Origin of the sequence: Streptomyces gardneri, assembly GCF_006539185.1 — a bacterium.
GTDB classification, from domain to species: Bacteria; Actinomycetota; Actinomycetes; order Streptomycetales; family Streptomycetaceae; genus Streptomyces; species Streptomyces gardneri.
The window spans coordinates 12,721-28,022 of record NZ_BJMN01000006.1; the positions used below are offsets into that span (position 1 = coordinate 12,721).

General features: G+C 68.5%; 8 protein-coding genes. 6 read left to right on the forward strand and 2 right to left on the reverse strand.

What is annotated here, in order from left to right:
• Positions 1–2 precede the first annotated feature (2 nt).
• On the forward strand, positions 3–1,262 hold the full coding sequence (locus SGA01_RS04560; protein WP_141293552.1) for an acyltransferase family protein: 1,260 nt from the start codon (positions 3–5) through the stop codon (positions 1,260–1,262).
• A 591-nt stretch (positions 1,263–1,853) separates the two neighbouring features.
• A complete protein-coding gene (locus SGA01_RS04565; RefSeq protein ID WP_141293554.1) occupies positions 1,854–5,492 on the forward strand; it encodes an ATP-binding protein in 3,639 nt (1,212 codons plus the stop codon).
• Here the strand turns inward: SGA01_RS04565 and SGA01_RS42660 are convergent.
• Together SGA01_RS42660 and SGA01_RS04575 are read right to left on the reverse strand one after the other, a co-directional pair.
• A complete protein-coding gene (locus tag SGA01_RS42660) occupies positions 5,424–6,197 on the reverse strand; it encodes an ABC-three component system protein (protein ID WP_308699035.1) in 774 nt (257 codons plus the stop codon). The genes SGA01_RS04565 and SGA01_RS42660 overlap by 69 nt on opposite strands.
• Positions 6,198–6,345: 148 nt before the next feature.
• On the reverse strand, positions 6,346–8,934 hold the full coding sequence (locus SGA01_RS04575) for a SpoIIE family protein phosphatase (protein ID WP_308699036.1): 2,589 nt from the start codon (positions 8,932–8,934) through the stop codon (positions 6,346–6,348).
• Positions 8,935–9,825: 891 nt separating this feature from the next.
• Between SGA01_RS04575 and SGA01_RS04580 the strand changes: the two genes are divergently transcribed.
• The 4 genes from SGA01_RS04580 (at position 9,826) to SGA01_RS04595 (ending at position 15,267) form a co-directional block, all read left to right on the forward strand.
• Positions 9,826–10,416 carry a cysteine hydrolase family protein gene (locus SGA01_RS04580; protein ID WP_055640355.1) on the forward strand — a complete coding sequence of 197 codons (591 nt, stop codon included), beginning with the start codon at positions 9,826–9,828 and terminating at the stop codon, positions 10,414–10,416.
• A 58-nt stretch (positions 10,417–10,474) separates the two neighbouring features.
• Positions 10,475–11,500, forward strand: a complete 1,026-nt coding sequence (gene hypE, locus SGA01_RS04585; RefSeq protein WP_141293559.1) for a hydrogenase expression/formation protein HypE — start codon at positions 10,475–10,477, stop codon at positions 11,498–11,500.
• Positions 11,501–11,590: 90 nt separating this feature from the next.
• Positions 11,591–13,957 carry a carbamoyltransferase HypF gene (gene hypF / locus SGA01_RS04590; RefSeq protein WP_218037810.1) on the forward strand — a complete coding sequence of 789 codons (2,367 nt, stop codon included), beginning with the start codon at positions 11,591–11,593 and terminating at the stop codon, positions 13,955–13,957.
• Positions 13,954–15,267, forward strand: coding sequence for an ATP-grasp domain-containing protein (locus tag SGA01_RS04595; RefSeq protein WP_141293563.1), 1,314 nt, complete (start codon positions 13,954–13,956; stop codon positions 15,265–15,267). Before hypF ends, SGA01_RS04595 begins: the two co-directional genes overlap by 4 nt.
• The last annotated feature ends 35 nt before the right edge of the window (positions 15,268–15,302 follow it).

A 15,302-nucleotide genomic window follows, 5' to 3' on the forward strand; every position in this document is an offset into this window, starting at 1 on the left:
CCATGACCGCATCCTTCGAGTTCGGGGGCACCCAGGACACCGTCCGGCTGAGGATCCCCGCCGCTCTGCGACGGGAGTCCCAGCCGGAGGCGGAGCCGTCGACACCGTCCCCGCGCAAGGGCGGCCGAGACCTCTATCTCGACCTGCTCCGCGCGCTGGCACTGGTCCGTGTGGTGATCTACCACAACTTCGGCTGGTTCTGGCTGCCCGTCGTCTTCCCGTCGATGGGCGTGATGTTCGCGCTGGCCGGGTCGCTGATGGCCCGTTCCCTCAGCCGGCCCGCCCTCGGCGTCATCCGGGGCCGTCTGCGCCGACTGCTGCCGCCGATGTGGCTGTTCGGCGCGGTCATCCTCACCCTCGAGATCGTCGACGGCTGGGGGCCCGACGCCGAGGGGCATCCCAACTGGTGGTGGGGCAAGCTGCTGTTCTGGCTCGTGCCGCTGAGCACTCCGCCGTACGCCGAATCACTGAACGGTTTCGACCATCTCGTGGGGCAGGGCTGGGCCGTGCAGGTCGTCGTCCCGCTCTGGTACCTCCGCGCGTACCTCTGGTACGTCCTGCTCTCACCGCTGCTGCTGTGGGCGCTGCGGCGGATGCCGGTGGTGACGCTGTCCGTGCCGATCGTGCTGACGGTCGTGCTGAACACGTTCTTCATCGACCAGGAGTTCCTCTACGGCCGCGTCTGGGAGAACCTCAGCGACTTCGCCATGTTCGGCTCCTGCTGGATCCTCGGCATGGCCCACCAGGAGGGCCTGCTCAAGAAGATCCCGCAGTACGTCGTGCCGTCCGTCGCGCCGCTGATCATGGTGGCCGGCTGGTGGTACCTGCAGACCCGACCGGACGACCCGACCGTGCACACCGACATCGAGAGCTGGCCGATCGCCCAGGCCCTGTGGTCCTTCGGCTTCGTCGCCATCCTGCTCCACGTCAGTCCCTCCTGGGAACACTGGCCCCGACCGCTGGAACGCTGGAACGGTCTGATCAGCCTGCTCAACTCACGAGCGGTCAGCGTCTACCTCTGGCACCAGGTCGCGTTGGTGGCCGCCATCCCGCTGATCGACCCCCTCTGGTCCGTCGGCTTCTTCTACGAGCACCTCCAGTGGCTGCTGATGAGCCCATGGTTCCCGCTGCTGGTGGCGATCCCCCTGACCGGACTGCTGGTGCTGACCTTCGGCTGGGTCGAGGACGTGGCCGCGAAGCGCTCCCCGCGGCTCTTCCCGTACCCGCGCCGCGTACGGGGCAGGCGCCGGGCAGGCGCCTGACTTCGGGGGGGCAGGCGTTCGAGGCGCACTCGATGTGCGCGAACCTCGCATGGGCCTCCTGGGCATGACGTCTGGCTGGGGACCATGCGGGGACCAGAACTGGCTGGTAGCGCACCTTGACTCGGTCAAGGTGCCGCTTCATGTAGCGCGGTCAGCGTTCGGTCCGGTTCGTCTTGCCACGGTGCGAGTAGGGGAGTGCCAGGACGCGCTGCCTCACCTTCGACGCCGAAGGGCTCTCAGAACCTGTTTGAGCACTGCCGCCGCCGCCCTCCGGCGGGCGGGGACCGAGGACCACACCGCGGGGAGTACGACGCCGACGAAGAAGCCGGCCAGGAGCAACGGGAGCAGTGCGATCGAGTTCATGGCCAATGACTGCATGGAGCGTCCCTCCCTGAGTGACCGCCGGTGCGGTCCGTGGGCCGAGTCTGCGGCTGCGGTGGTTGGCTTCGTCTCGACCGCTGAAGAAGGCCGAAGAACGGAGGTATTGATGCAGGTCACGTCCTACCCTTAAGCGGTTGGTTCCTGAAGAGACGTGAAGCCTGAGGGGGCGTTGTGGGGGACGCAATGGGGGCTGTCGCTGACTTCTGCGCCATGCTGCGCCGTACCGTCCGTGGATGTGGTGTCTCGCAAGCCGAACTTGCACGCGTGCTGCACCGTAGTGACGCGGCTGTCTCTGCATTGCTGAACGGACGACGTGCCAAGCCTCCGCAGTTCGACGAAATCCTTGCGATCGTGAACCACTGCCGGGACAAATGCGGAGAACAGCCCCCTCCGGGTCTGGTTCTGGATCCGGCTTGGTGGCGCACCCGCCTGGCCGAGCTGGAGGGCACGGCGGAAGTGCAACGTCGCCCAAAGCCGCGGTACGTCCAGGGGGCGCTGCCCGTCGTGCCGGTAGAGCCCATCGCCTTCGATTTCAGCTCTGCTGTAGAGACTCTTGTGGGCGGCAGGGAGGGATTCGTAGACCTGGAAGTGCAAGTCCTGGAGCCACTGGGGCTTGCTGGTGCTGCACCCGTCGAGCTGCGAGGGCTGTTCGACGGGTTCGCCACCCGAGTGAGGTCGTGCCGTGGCATGGCGAGAACATCTCTGCTCTGTGCGGCGGACATTGTTCTCCTTGTCGCCGGCTTCTGTGACGCGGTCGCCAGACTTGGGGCTGTACGCGACGCTGAGGCCGTTGTGTCGCCCATCGATCTTGCAACGCAAGTTCTAGAGGAGCTTGGAAGGGTGGTGCTCGGTTCAGCGCGGGCTCGGGACTCGGTGGAGCTCAGGGAAGAGATCGCCATCGCGTACGCAGCCGCGGCCGATGTCATGCACTTCGGCGGCTTCGCAGGAGGCTCGCCGGACGAGCTTGCAGGGCTGGCCCAACGGCGCTACGGGGAACTACTCTCGAAGGTCACCTGGGAGTGTCCAGAGTTGCGACTCACTTCAGAGACATTCGATCCTGACCAGGAAGAAGGGCGCCAGCAGGGTACTGCGGACCGGGTGGGCCTCATCGAACTCGGACTCCTGCTCCGAGAGTTCGCGAATGGAGATCCGGTATCGCCAGAACAGCGAGAGCGGCTTCGGGCACCGATTGCTCCGGCCGAGGGGTCGGGGCCAACAATTCCCTCCCTCGCCGCGGGTTATGTGAATCCATCCTTTCGATCGGCTGGACCTCCGGCAGCCTGGCAGCTTGCGTCCGACGACTGGTGGGAGTCTCGGCCGCTCCGGGAGGACATAGCGGGATTTCTTGCAGCGCATCTGCTCAGCTACAAAGCCGTGCATGCTCCGTTGCTTGTCCTCGGGCATCCCGGCTCCGGGAAGTCCCTCCTCGCCAGGTTGATTGCTGCCCGATTACCGGCAGCGGAGTTCTCGTGCCTTCATGTCGAGCTCAGGCACGTTCCCGCCGAGCTCGACCTTCAGCAGCAACTTGAAGAAGCAGCGTTCCGCTCGACTGGGCGCCGGAGTGACTGGCCGGATGCGCACCCCGCACATGATGCCGTCCGGGTCATTCTCGTGGATGGTCTCGACGAACTGATCCAGGCGGGAGCAGGCCGACTGGACATGGGTGCGCAGTGGCGGTATCTGCAAAGTATCGAACAGTTCCAACAGCGGGAGTTCGCACGAGGGCGTCCAGTCATCTTCATCGTGACGAGCCGCACGGTGGTTGCCGACCAGGTACTGACCCCTCCGACCACGACTGTCCTGCGGCTGGAGCCATTTGACGATACGCGTATTGGCTGTTGGCTCGAAGTATGGAATGCAACGAACCGGCGATACTTCGCCAGCGAGGACGTTGAGCCGCTTACCTGGGAGCTCATTCGGCCGTATCAGGATCTGGCGCGCCACTCCCTGTTGCTGCTCATGCTGGCGCTCTACGATGCGGTCGGGAATCCACTGCGACGACTCGACGGTCGAGACATTCGCCGCGTGGATCTCTACGAGCGCCTGCTCGTGGAGTTTGCCCATCGGCAGGTCGTCAAGCGTGAGGGCCCGCTCCCGCCGTCGGCAGAAGCTGATGCGATCGAGAACGAACTTCGACGACTGAGCGTGATCGCGGTCGGAATGTTCAACCGCCGTAGTCAAAGTCTGACAGCCGACGAGGCGGACAGCGATCTCGAGGTTCTGCTTGGCGAGGGTGGGTCCACGCTGCTCTTCGGACGATTCTTCTTCGTACATGAAGCACAGGCCATGGTCGCTGAGGGGCACCTCAGGTCGTACGAGTTCCTGCACGCAACTTTCGGGGAGTACTTGGTGGCCCGGCTGGTCTGCAACGAGGCGCGGCGGGTCCTCGACCGTTGGGAGCAGACCGAGGCGGCACCGATCGACGACAGCGTGCTTTACGCACTGTTGTCGACCGTTCCACTCACCGATCGCGCCGAGGTTCTGTACAACATCGGGGAGCTGTTGGGTCCCGGTGGCAAGCGCTGGAACGGATCGCAAACGATGCTGCTGCGCAGGCTCTTCCGAGGCGGTGACCGAGATGGGGATCAGCGGGCAGATCTGCCGTACCGCCCAGCTGCCGGCAATCGCACCGAGCAGGAGGCCGCCTACGGCGCGAATCTCCTCCTCCTCATCCTGCTCGCCGAGGACGGAGTGCATGCCTCAGAGCTCCTGGCTAGCTCTGCTCCTGTTGAGCGCTGGTGGCGGCGGGCGCAATTCTGGCGCTCGCAGTTTGGTGAGGCATCGTGGGAGTCGTTCGCCCGCACGGTGTCGGTGGAGCGGCGTTCTGGCGGCCAGAGCCCTGAGAACGCTGGCGACCTCTGGATTAGCCTTGGCAGTGCTGTCCCGTCTGTGGACGATCTGGCTTGGACACTGCGCCACAGGGTGCGGGGCCCGGCGGCTTACCTCGATGCCAGAGGGGTGGACGCCAGCGAACTCATCCAACGACTCGCCCTACTGTGCGACGCCGACACACAGCAATTGCTACACGCCCTCGCGCCCCTGCTCAATGCTTTGCCAAATACGCTGCGGACCTACCGCGTCGACGAAGAGCAGCAGGCTGTATCAGGTGCGCATGCGATTGTGGCCCTAGTGTGCTGCGACAGGCGAGAGCCAGCACATTTGGCCGCGTGCTACCTCGATGTGTTGGAGATCATGCGAAATCTTCCCGACACAGATCGTCCGCTGGTGGCAAACGTGCTGGTGCGACACATCGTCCAGGACGTGGACTTGCTGCCGGCGAAGTTAACACAGGCCCTTCTGGTCGAGTTGATCCGGCTCGCATCGGCAAGTGGTGGAACCCGATGGGCAGGTTTGTGGTCCGCGGTGGAGGTGTACGTAGTCCGTGAAATGCGTCGGAAGGACCTCGCGGACCGAGAGCAGCAGGTTTTGGTGGGACACCTCCACCGGTATGCGGGCCTGTTCACTGAACCGCAGGATCGGTTGATGCAGATACTCAGGGCGGCCGGAAGTAGCCACGTTTGGGCTGGGGTGGATCACGGGTCGGGGCGGGAAGTGCTGGACGAGGGACTCGCGCTCCTCTATCGCATCCCCGCTGACAAGCGTTCTCCGGAGGTGGTGATCGGCCTACTCCGACTGGCCCGTGAACTAGGTGAGGAGGAATGGTTCGGCGAACACGCTGAGTCGCTCCTGCAAGCGCTGGACCCAAACGAGTTGGGGCTACTGCGGGCTACCGATGTTGACGCACTGCGACTTGCGGTTCAGGATGCGAGACTGCTGAGTTCACTCCAGTCCATCGAGGAGATCTGGCGAGGCCCCCGCATGCCTAACCGTGTTGCCTACGACCGCTAGGTGGCTCTCGTGAGGGAGTTCGAGATGCTGGGTAGTAGTGAGTACCACTTGGCCGACCGTGACGAGGACGGCTTGGAGCCGGTCCAGGGCGCTGGAGTGTCGGCCGCAGGCTACCTCGACGATGATGGCGTGAATGTCGTCGAGGACGGCTTCGAAGTGGCCCTCAGGAGTGGCGTCGCGGGTGAACACGCGCAGGGCCTCGGCGCTGTAGAACGCTTCACGCTGGCGGTTGAGGTGATCGCGGCCTTGCGCGCTGGACCGAGCGCAGAATGTCCCCCATAGCAGGTCAGCGTGCTGCCGTTGCCCGGCGGTTCGCAGAATCTGTCGGCTAGATCTGGCGTCGAGAGCGAAACCGGGGCCGTGGGACTCAAGATGCTGCAGGTGCCTGATCCGATGAATTGGAGTCCGTTGGTGCAGCTGTCGCTCACCGCGACGGCCCAGCGAGTGGATTTCCAGCTTCTGTTGCTGTTGAACTCTTCCATGAGTTTGCGGCAGACGGCTTCCTCCACTGTGCCTGCGAGGCCCGGCTGGTGAAGCGCTCGTTGGGATCATCAGTCCATATGTATGCGGCGTTCTCGGCGGGGCCGAAACCGACGATGATGCCGTCGCTTGCGCCGATGGGGTCTGCGTTCGTCTCCATGGTGTTGGCGTTCCACGTGGCGGTGATGGCTTGACTGCGGCATCGGCGACACGGATCTCCGCCATGTCGCTACTGGGGAACTCCGCCGTGCCACTGCCCGGAGATCTCGCCGAAGCAGCCGCCGGTGGCCGTCCGACCGGCGAACAGCGCCCGCGGCGGCGCGTGGTGACCCGCCGCCCTGTCCGCCCGCGCCGCGGGCCGGGAGACCGGGCGCTACGAGGGGGCGCCGTCGGTGGTGGGCAGGACCTGGTCGGCCCAGATGACCTTGCCTTGCGGTGTGTACCGGGTGCCCCAGTGTTCGCTGAGCTGTGCCACCAGGAACAGGCCGCGGCCACCCTCGTCCGTGGTGGCGGCGTACCGCAGGTGCGGGGCGGTACTGGTGCCGTCCCACACCTCGCAGGTCAGGGTGCGATCGTGCAACAGACGGACGCGAACCGGCGCGGCGCCGTACCGCAGGGCGTTGGTGACGAGCTCGCTGAGGATCAGTTCCGTGGTGAAGGCGAGTTCCTGCAGGTTCCACTCCTCGAGCTGCCGGCTCGCGCGGTCGCGCGTGGCGCCGACCTCGCTCGGGTCGAACGGCACGTCCCACTGTGCGACCCGGTCGGGGCCCAGCGTCCGGGTCCGGGCGATGAGCAGCGCGACGTCGTCGGCCGGTTTGCCGGGGAGCAGGGCGTCCAGTACGGCGCGGCGGCTGGCCTGCGGGTCCCGGTCGGGATGGCTCAGTGCCGTGCGCAGCTTCTCCATGCCTTCCGCGATGTCCCGGCTCCGCTCCTCGACCAGCCCGTCGGTGTACAGGACGAGCTGACTGCCTTCCGCCAGGTGCAGCTCCGTGGTCTCGAACGGCATGCCGCCCAGCCCCAGCGGAGGGCCGGCCGGCAGTTCCGAGATCGTCGTCGTGCCGTCCGGGGCGACGACGAGCGGTGGCATGTGTCCTGCCCGCGCCATGGTGCAGTTCTGGGACACCGGGTCGTAGACGGCGTACAGACAGGTCGCGCCCAGGATGCCGCTGTTCCGGGCGGCGCTGTCGCCTTCCTCGTCCATGCGCTGGACGAGGTTGTCGAGACGGGCGAGGAGTTCGTCGGGCGGCAGGTCCAGGGAGGAGAAGGTGTGCACGGCCGTCCGCAGCCGGCCCATCGTGGCCGCGGCGTGCAGGCCGTGCCCGACGACGTCGCCGACGACGAGTCCGACGCGGCTGCCCGGTAGCGGGATCACGTCGAACCAGTCCCCGCCCACTCCGGACTGCGCGGGCTGGTAGAAGTGCGCGACGTCCACGGCGCTCTGCTCGGGCAGGTCCTGTGGCAGCAGGCTGCGCTGCAGCGTCACGGCGAGATGGTGTTCGCGGGTGTAGCGGCGGGCGTTGTCCATGGTGACCGCGGCGCGGCCGACCAGCTCCTCGGCCAGGGACAGGTCGTCCTCGTCGAACGGCTCCGGCTTCTCCGACCGCCAGAAGTTGACCACCCCGAGTACGGCGCCCCTGGCGTTCAACGGAGCCGCGATGAGCGAGTGGATCCCGTATTCGACGATCTCCGATGTCCGCGCGACGTCCTGGGCCTGCCATCCGGGCGCGTCATGGAGATCGGGCACGAGTTCGGCCCTGCCCGTGCCGTACCCGCGGGCCTGCGGTGTGGACGGCAGGAAGTCGATCAGTGTGCCGAGCGGATAGAGCGGGTGATCGGTGCGGATGCCGCTGACCGCCGTGCGCCGCATGTCGGCGCCCGGGCCGGGCTCCTCGCCCTTCAGTACGGGGTCGGCCAGGTCGACCGTGACGAAGTCGGCGAACCGGGGCGCGGCGACGTCGGCCAGTTCCTGCGCGGTGCGCACCACGTCGAGGGTGGTGCCGATGTCGCCCCCGGCGTCGTAGAGCAGCTTGAGCCTCTTGCGGGCCGTCTCCGCCCGGCTGCTCAGGAGCCGCATCTCGGTGGAGTCACGGATGGTGACCGCCGAGCCCTGCGGGCGGCCCCCGGGGTGGGTGGGCCGTTGGTTGACCACGAGCAGCCGGTCGCCGGCCTCCACCACCTCGTCGGTGGCCACCCGGCCGGACCGCAGCAGTTCCGTCATGCGGCGATCCATGCCGACCTCGTCGACGGGGCGTCCCTCGGCGTCGTCCGGCAGATCGAGCAGCCGTCCGGCCTCGTCGTTCGCCAGGAGCAGCCGTCCTTCACCGTCGGTGATCAGCACCCCTTCGCGGACGGCGTGGAGCACCGCGTCGTGGTGCTCGTACATGCGGGTCATCTCCTGGGTGCCGAGCCCGTGGGTCTGACGGCGCAGTCTTCGGCTGATCAGCGCCGTGCCGGCGGTGGCCAGAGCCAGACCGGTGGCGATGGCCATGAGGATGACCGGTAGTTGTCGGTCGGCGATGCCCGTCACGTTCTCCACGGTCAGACCCGCCGAGACGAGGGCGACGACATCGCCGTCGGGCGAGGTGACCGGCACGATGGCCTGGATCTCCTTGCCGAGCGGTCCCTGCACACTCTCGGTGAGCACCTGGCCGGCGAGCGAGGGCCCGATCGTGCCGACGAACCGTTCGCCGATGAGGTCGGGGTCGGGGTGGCTGTAGCGGATGCCGTGGGTGTCCATCACCACGATGAAGTCCACCCGCGCGGCCTTGCGCGTCTTCTCGGCGAGGGGCTGCAGGACGGCCGACGGGTCCGGCGCGTTCAGCGCGTCCTGCAGGCCCAGGGAGTTCGCGAAGGTCTCCGCCACGGCAACCGACCGGTTGCGGGCCTCACGCTCGATGTCGTGCCGCGACTGCAGGACCAGGGCCAGAAGGGCCGCGGCGGCGAGCAGCACCACGATCGCCACCTGAAGGACGAAGACCTGTCCGGCGACGCTTCCGAATCTTCTGCCTAGGTTCGATCGCACCGGTACGCCGGGCACGAGAGAAGGGTCGGGCTCACAATCCCAGTTGTAGCACTTCCCGCGAGCAGGGCCTCCGGTCGGCACGGCGTGCGTCCGGGGTGTCGCGGAGCGTGCCCGTAGCCGCAGGGCGGGGTCGGGGAGTGTTGATCCATGATTCCGTGGCCGCCGAGCTCGGCAGCCACTGGCGGCCGGGCCGGTGGGGGCGGCACGGGCGCGGCGCCGGGCGGGCGAGTGACGGGCGCCGGCGTGTATCCGGCGTGCGCTGAGCATGTCAGGTGGCGGGAGGAGTCGTGAGCGACGACTCGCCCGGAGCAGGTAACACGCGCGTGGATGGCTTTCCGGTGGTGGGGGGCTTTCACTGTGCGTGTTCGCGGCGGGACGGAGACGACTCGCGCGAACCGATCGAGATCATCACGCGCCCAGGTCCCCAGGTCAAGGCCCTGGGCGGCGACCTTCGGTGCCCGCCCCTCGGTGCGAGCAGGCTGCGGCAGGGCCGTGCCCTTGTCCCCCACGGCCGCGACGCCGACCCCGAAGCGCTCACGAACTCTTCACAGGACCCCCAACTGAGTGGCGCTGTTGACGCGTTCACGGAGGATATGGGAATCTCTGCCCCGCCTGGGGATCTCCGACACTCCGCCCCGGGCCGCACGTGACCGACCACCACTTTGCGCCGGGAAGGGCTGCCCCTCTCAACCAGTAGTGTCCGGGCCGCTCTTGACCGAGCGTCACCCTCCCCGTCTGCTACCAGCATTCACCGCTGCTTCGGCCTGCCTTCCACCACCCGTGGAGCCATGGGCCGTGTTCAGCTGTGCTCCGAACCACACGAGGATTCGCATGGGCAAGATCGCCGTACTCACCAACGACCTGCAGGCCGACGTCGTCCACAAGACGCCCGAGCGGACCGCCGCCATGGCCGAGGCGCAGCCCCGCTTCGTCCACTTCCTGGAGGAGATGCGCCGCCGTGGGCACGGCATCTACCACCTCCAGCTGGTGAACCTCCCCGACGACCCCAACGTGGAGCGGGACTTCGACGGAACCCTGCCGCTGCAGCGCGGCAGCGAGGGCGCGGCCATCCTGGGCGACTTCCTCGACCCCTCCGACAATGTCGTCGAGAAGAACAAGGACAGCGGTTTCTACGAGACCGAGCTGCACGACCTGCTCCAGAAGAACGGTGTGGACACCGTCCTGGTCACCGGCCTGCAGACGCAGATCTGCGTCCAGACGACCGCCGCCGACGCCTTCTTCCGCGGCTACAACATCTGGGTCCCCTCCGACTGCGTGGTGTCCGGCGACCCCGAGGCCCGCGACCGTTCGCTCGAGTGGCTCAGCGGCTACTGCGCCACCGTCGCGACCTCCGAGGAGATCCTCGCCACGCTGGACAGCGACGGCGAGCTGGCGCGCAAGGTCGTCAAGATCCTTCCGTAACACCTCCCTTCCACCGCGCGACCGCGCCCACCCCCCAACGCCCCGAAGGGAAACCCCGATGACAACCCCCGCAGCCGAACTCGGTGAAGTCGTCCTCGACCACGGCAGTGGCACCCAGCTCAGTCACGAACTGCTCGCGCTGATCGTGGAGACTCTCGGCGATGTCTACATCGGCGAGATGGAGGACAGCGCGATGCTGCCCATCGCCGCCGGGCAGATAGCCATGACCACCGACTCGTTCGTCGTCGACCCGCCCTTCTTCGGCAACGGTGACATCGGCAAGATCGCGGTCTGCGGAACCGTCAACGACCTTGCCGTGGTGGGCGCCAAGCCGCTCTATCTCACCCTGGGCATGATCCTGGAGACGGGCCTGCCGATCGCCCGTCTGGTGCAGGTCCTCACCTCGATCCGGGAGACGGCGCGGGAGGCCGGCGTCCAGATCGTCTGCGGCGACACCAAGGTCGTCCGCAAGGGCGAAGCGGACCAGATCTACCTCAACACCGCGGGCGTGGGCGTGTTCGAGCGGACGCCGCTGAGGATGCGCAACGTCCGGCCGGGCGACCGGGTGATCCTCAGCGGTCCGATCGGCAACCACACCGTGCACCTCCTCTCGATCCGTGAGGGACTGGGCTTCGAGCAGCGCGTCCTGAGCGACTGCGCCCCGATCAACGGCATGCTCGACGAGCTCTTCGCCGCCGTCGACGAGGGCGACGTGCGCTCCGTGCGCGACGTCACGCGGGGTGGCCTCGCCGCGGTCCTGCACGAGTACGCCGGGGCGGTCGAGCGGACCATCCGCATCGACAAGGAGGCGCTCCCGATCCAGTTCGAGACCCTCATGGCCACGGACATGCTGGGCATCGACCCGATCCACTCCGCCAACGAGGGCTGCGTCTGTCTGTTCGTCGACCCCTCCGCGGAGCAGAAGGTCCTGGACGCCCTGCGCGCCCACAAGCACGGAACCGGCGCGGTCGTCATCGGCGAGGTCACCGAGCAGGACGGCGCGCTCGTCCTGATGCGGGACGCCGAGGGCCGCGACTCCGTGGTCGAGGAACTGCTGGGCGCCGAACTCCCGCGGCTCTGCTGACCCATGACCGCCACCGAACAGGATGTGAGCGGGGGCCCTGCACGGGGCGAATCCGCCACGACCGCGAGCGGGACCGCCGGAGACCCCGGTGTGACGCCCGTACGCCGCCTCGCCCGTGTCACCGGAGTGGTCCAGGGTGTCGGATACCGGCCCTTCGTCTACAAGGCGGCACTCGCGCACGGACTGACCGGATGGGTCCTCAACGACCCGGAAGGTGTGCTCACCGAGGTCACCGGCCCGCTCGCCGCCGTGGAGGCCTTCCTCGCGGAGCTCACCGACCAGGCCCCGCCGCAGGCGCGGGTCACCGGGGTGCACGTCGAGGAACTGCCCGTGCCGGCCGACCCGTCGGCCGAGTTCGTCATCCGGACGAGCGTGCACACGGGCAGCAAGGACACCATCGTCCCCGCCGACGGCCACGTGTGCGCGGACTGCCTCGCCGAGCTGCGTGACCCGGCGGACCGGCGGTACCGCTACCCCTTCATCAACTGCACCAACTGCGGGCCGCGTTACTCGATCGTGCAGGCACTGCCGTACGACCGGGCGCAGACCACCATGGCGGACTTCACCATGTGCGGCACCTGCGCGGGCGAGTACGGAGATCCGCTCGACCGCCGCTACCACGCCCAGCCGAACGCCTGCCCGGACTGCGGCCCGCGACTCCTGTCGGCCGACGCCTCCGGGAACACCCTGCAGGGCGAGGAGGCGCTGAACGCGGCGGTGGCGGCACTGCGCGGGGGGAGGATCGTCGCCGTCAAGAGCGTCGGAGGCTTCCACCTGGCCGTCGACGCCCGCGACGAGGCGGCCGTGCGCGGCCTGAGAGCGGGCAAGCGCCGCGACTCCAAGCCCTTCGCCGTGATGTCCCGCGACCTGGAGACCGCGGCCGGCTTCGCCGAGATCGGGCCGGCCGAGGAGGAGCTGCTCGTCTCGTCCTCGCGGCCCATCGTGCTCGCCCGGAAGAAGCCGGGCGGGCTGCCCGAGGCGATCGCGCCCCGCAACCCGAACATCGGCGTGATGCTGCCCTCCGCGCCCCAGCACCATCTGCTGCTGGCCGAGGAGGGACTGGACACGCTGGTCATGACCAGCGGAAACATTTCCGGGTACCCGATCGCGTACCGCAACGAGGACGCGTTGGAGCAGCTCTTCGCCATCGCGGAGCTGGTGCTGTACAACGACCGCGACATCGAGACGAGGGTCGACGACTCGCTCGTACGGGTCTCCGCCCACCCGGAACTCGACGGTCCGCTGGTCAGCTTCCTGCGCAGGGCCCGCGGCTACGCCCCCTACCCCGTCGAGGTCAATGTCGAGCTGGCCCCCATGGTCGCCTTCGGCGCCGAGCTGAAGACCACCGTGGCGCTCTCCCGGGGCACCCGCGTCTATCTGAGCCAGCACATCGGCGACCTGAAGAACGACGAGACCTGGGAGTCCCACCAGCAGACGGCGCGCCATCTGGCCGCACTGCACGAGCTGACGCCCCGGAACGCGGCCGTCGACCTGCATCCGCAGTTCCGGGCCACGCGGCTGGCGCTGAAGGAGGAGGGCGCCGGCTACGACCGTGTCGTCCAAGTGCAGCACCACCACGCGCACATGGCGTCCTGCATGGCCGAGAACCGTCTGACCGGCCCCACCCTGGGCGTCGTGTTCGACGGGGCCGGCTACGGCCCGGACGGCACCACCTGGGGCGGCGAGTTCCTGCTGGGGGACTATCGGGAGGCCCACCGGGTCGCCCACCTGCGTACCGTTCCCCTGCTCGGCGGCGACCGCGCCGTGAAGGAACCGGTCAGGACCGGCTTCGCGCTGGCCCTGGACGCCCTGGGCGAACCGGAGGCGGCGGTGACCGCCTTCCCGGTGCTCGGCCGGTGGGACGAGCAGCAGCTGCACGTCTTCGCCACCATGGCCCGGCGGGGGGTCAACGCCCCGCACGCCTCCAGCATGGGCCGGCTGTTCGACGGCGTCGCCGCACTGCTGGACGTCACCACCCATGCCGAGTACGAGGCGCAGGGGCCGATCGAGCTGGAAGGCCTCCTCGCGAGGGACCTCTCCATGACGGCCCCGGAGCAGCGCTACCGCTTCGCGATCGACAGCACCACCACCACGTCGTCGACCGCCGAGATCGACCCCAGGCCCGTCGTGCGGGCCCTGGCCCGTGACCTCGCCGACGGCGTGGACCGCGCGGAGATCAGCAGGCGGTTCCACTCGGGCGTCGTCGACATGGTCGTCGAGCGCACCCTGGCCGTCCGCGAGAACCAGGGCGCGGACGCCTTCGAGCAGGTGGTCCTCTCCGGCGGGGTCTTCCTCAACGAGTTCCTGCTCGTGAACTGCCTGGTGGAGCTGCGCCGCGCCGGGTTCCGCGCGTATTGCCAGCAGCAGGTGCCCACCAACGACGGGGGCATCGCGCTGGGGCAGATCATGGTGGCCCACGCCCGGCTCGCGGCGTCCGACGAGGAGCAGCGCGGATGAACGGATGCGAGGGCACGGAACCGGAGCACATCGTGGTCCTGCACCGGTGGCGGGGCGACCACGCCCGGTACGCCGCCTACCTGGACCACCGAGCCCACCGGGTCACCTACGTCACGACGGAACTGGGCCTGACCTCCGTTCCCGAGGACGCGGCCGGGGTACGGGTCGTCGGCGCCACCGACGACCCCGTCGAGACGCGGACCGCGGTCGACGAGCTGATCGGGCGGTTCGGCCCGGCGAGCCGGCTGATGGCGCTCAACGAGGGAGACCTCGACAACGCGGCCGCGCTGCGCGTCGCCCTCGGGCTGCCGGGCCAGACTCCGGAGGAGCTGGAGCGCTTCCGCGACAAGCTGACCATGGTGCGCCTGGTCGACGCCGCCGGAGTCCGGGTGCCGGAGTACGCGGACGCCGACACGGCCGACGACGTACGGGCCTTCGCCGAGCGCCACGGCTGGCCGGTCGTGGTCAAGCCACGGCGCGGCACGGCCAGCAGGGGAGTGGTGCTGCTGCACGCGGAGGAGGAACTCGACGCCCACGCCGGGATCTTCCTGTCCGACCGGCACGAGCCGCGCATCGTGCAGTCCTTCGTGGCGGATCCCGTCCTGCACGTGGACGGGCTCTGGACCGGTGACGCGCTCGGCGCCTGGCGCGTCTCGCGGTACGTGAACAACTGCGAGGAGTTCACCAAGGGCACCTACCTGGGATCGGTCGAAATCGACGATCCGGAGGTCCTCGGACCGCTGGCCGACTTCACCGCCGCGGCGGCCGAGGCGCTCGGTGACGGCCGCCCCTGGGTCTTCCACATGGAGGTCTTCCTGGGCAGGGAGTCCGACGGCACCCCCCGGCCGGTCTTCCTGGAGGCCGGGGCCAGGGTCGGGGGAGGGGAGATCCCGTTCGTGTGGCGAGAGGTGCACGGCCTCGACCTGATGTCCGCGGCCGCGGACATCCAGCTGGGGCGCCGGCCGGCCGTACCCGCGGTCGACCGGGAGCCCGCCGCCGGAACGGCCGCCGCGCCCACGGGAGGGACGACGCCCGCCGACGGGCACACGACCGCGGGCTGGCTGTTGCTGCCGCTCCCCGTTCCGCCCCCGTGCGAGGTCACGGCGGTCAGCTGGGCCACGGAGGCCGGCGAACGCGGCCCGTACGTGCAGTTGGTGCCAGGGCCGGGCCACGTGATCCCCGCCGTGGGCGGCTACGAACACGTCGCCGCGCGGTTCCGCTTCCGCGGAGCGTCCAGCAGCTCGGTCGAGGCCGCGATCCTCAAGACCGCGGAGTCCTTCGTCATGAGCTGCCGGCCCCGGCCCTGCTGAACTCCCCCCACGACAGAAAGTGTGAACTTCGCATG

Coding starts and splice junctions, on each gene's coding strand:
- SGA01_RS04560 (WP_141293552.1), top strand. CDS start 3: ATGACCGCATCCTTCGAGTTCGGGGGCACCCAGGACACCGTCCGGCTG.
- SGA01_RS04565 (WP_141293554.1), top strand. CDS start 1,854: ATGCTGCGCCGTACCGTCCGTGGATGTGGTGTCTCGCAAGCCGAACTT.
- SGA01_RS42660 (WP_308699035.1), bottom strand. CDS start 6,197: ATGGCGGAGATCCGTGTCGCCGATGCCGCAGTCAAGCCATCACCGCCA.
- SGA01_RS04580 (WP_055640355.1), top strand. CDS start 9,826: ATGGGCAAGATCGCCGTACTCACCAACGACCTGCAGGCCGACGTCGTC.
- hypE (WP_141293559.1), top strand. CDS start 10,475: ATGACAACCCCCGCAGCCGAACTCGGTGAAGTCGTCCTCGACCACGGC.
- SGA01_RS04595 (WP_141293563.1), top strand. CDS start 13,954: ATGAACGGATGCGAGGGCACGGAACCGGAGCACATCGTGGTCCTGCAC.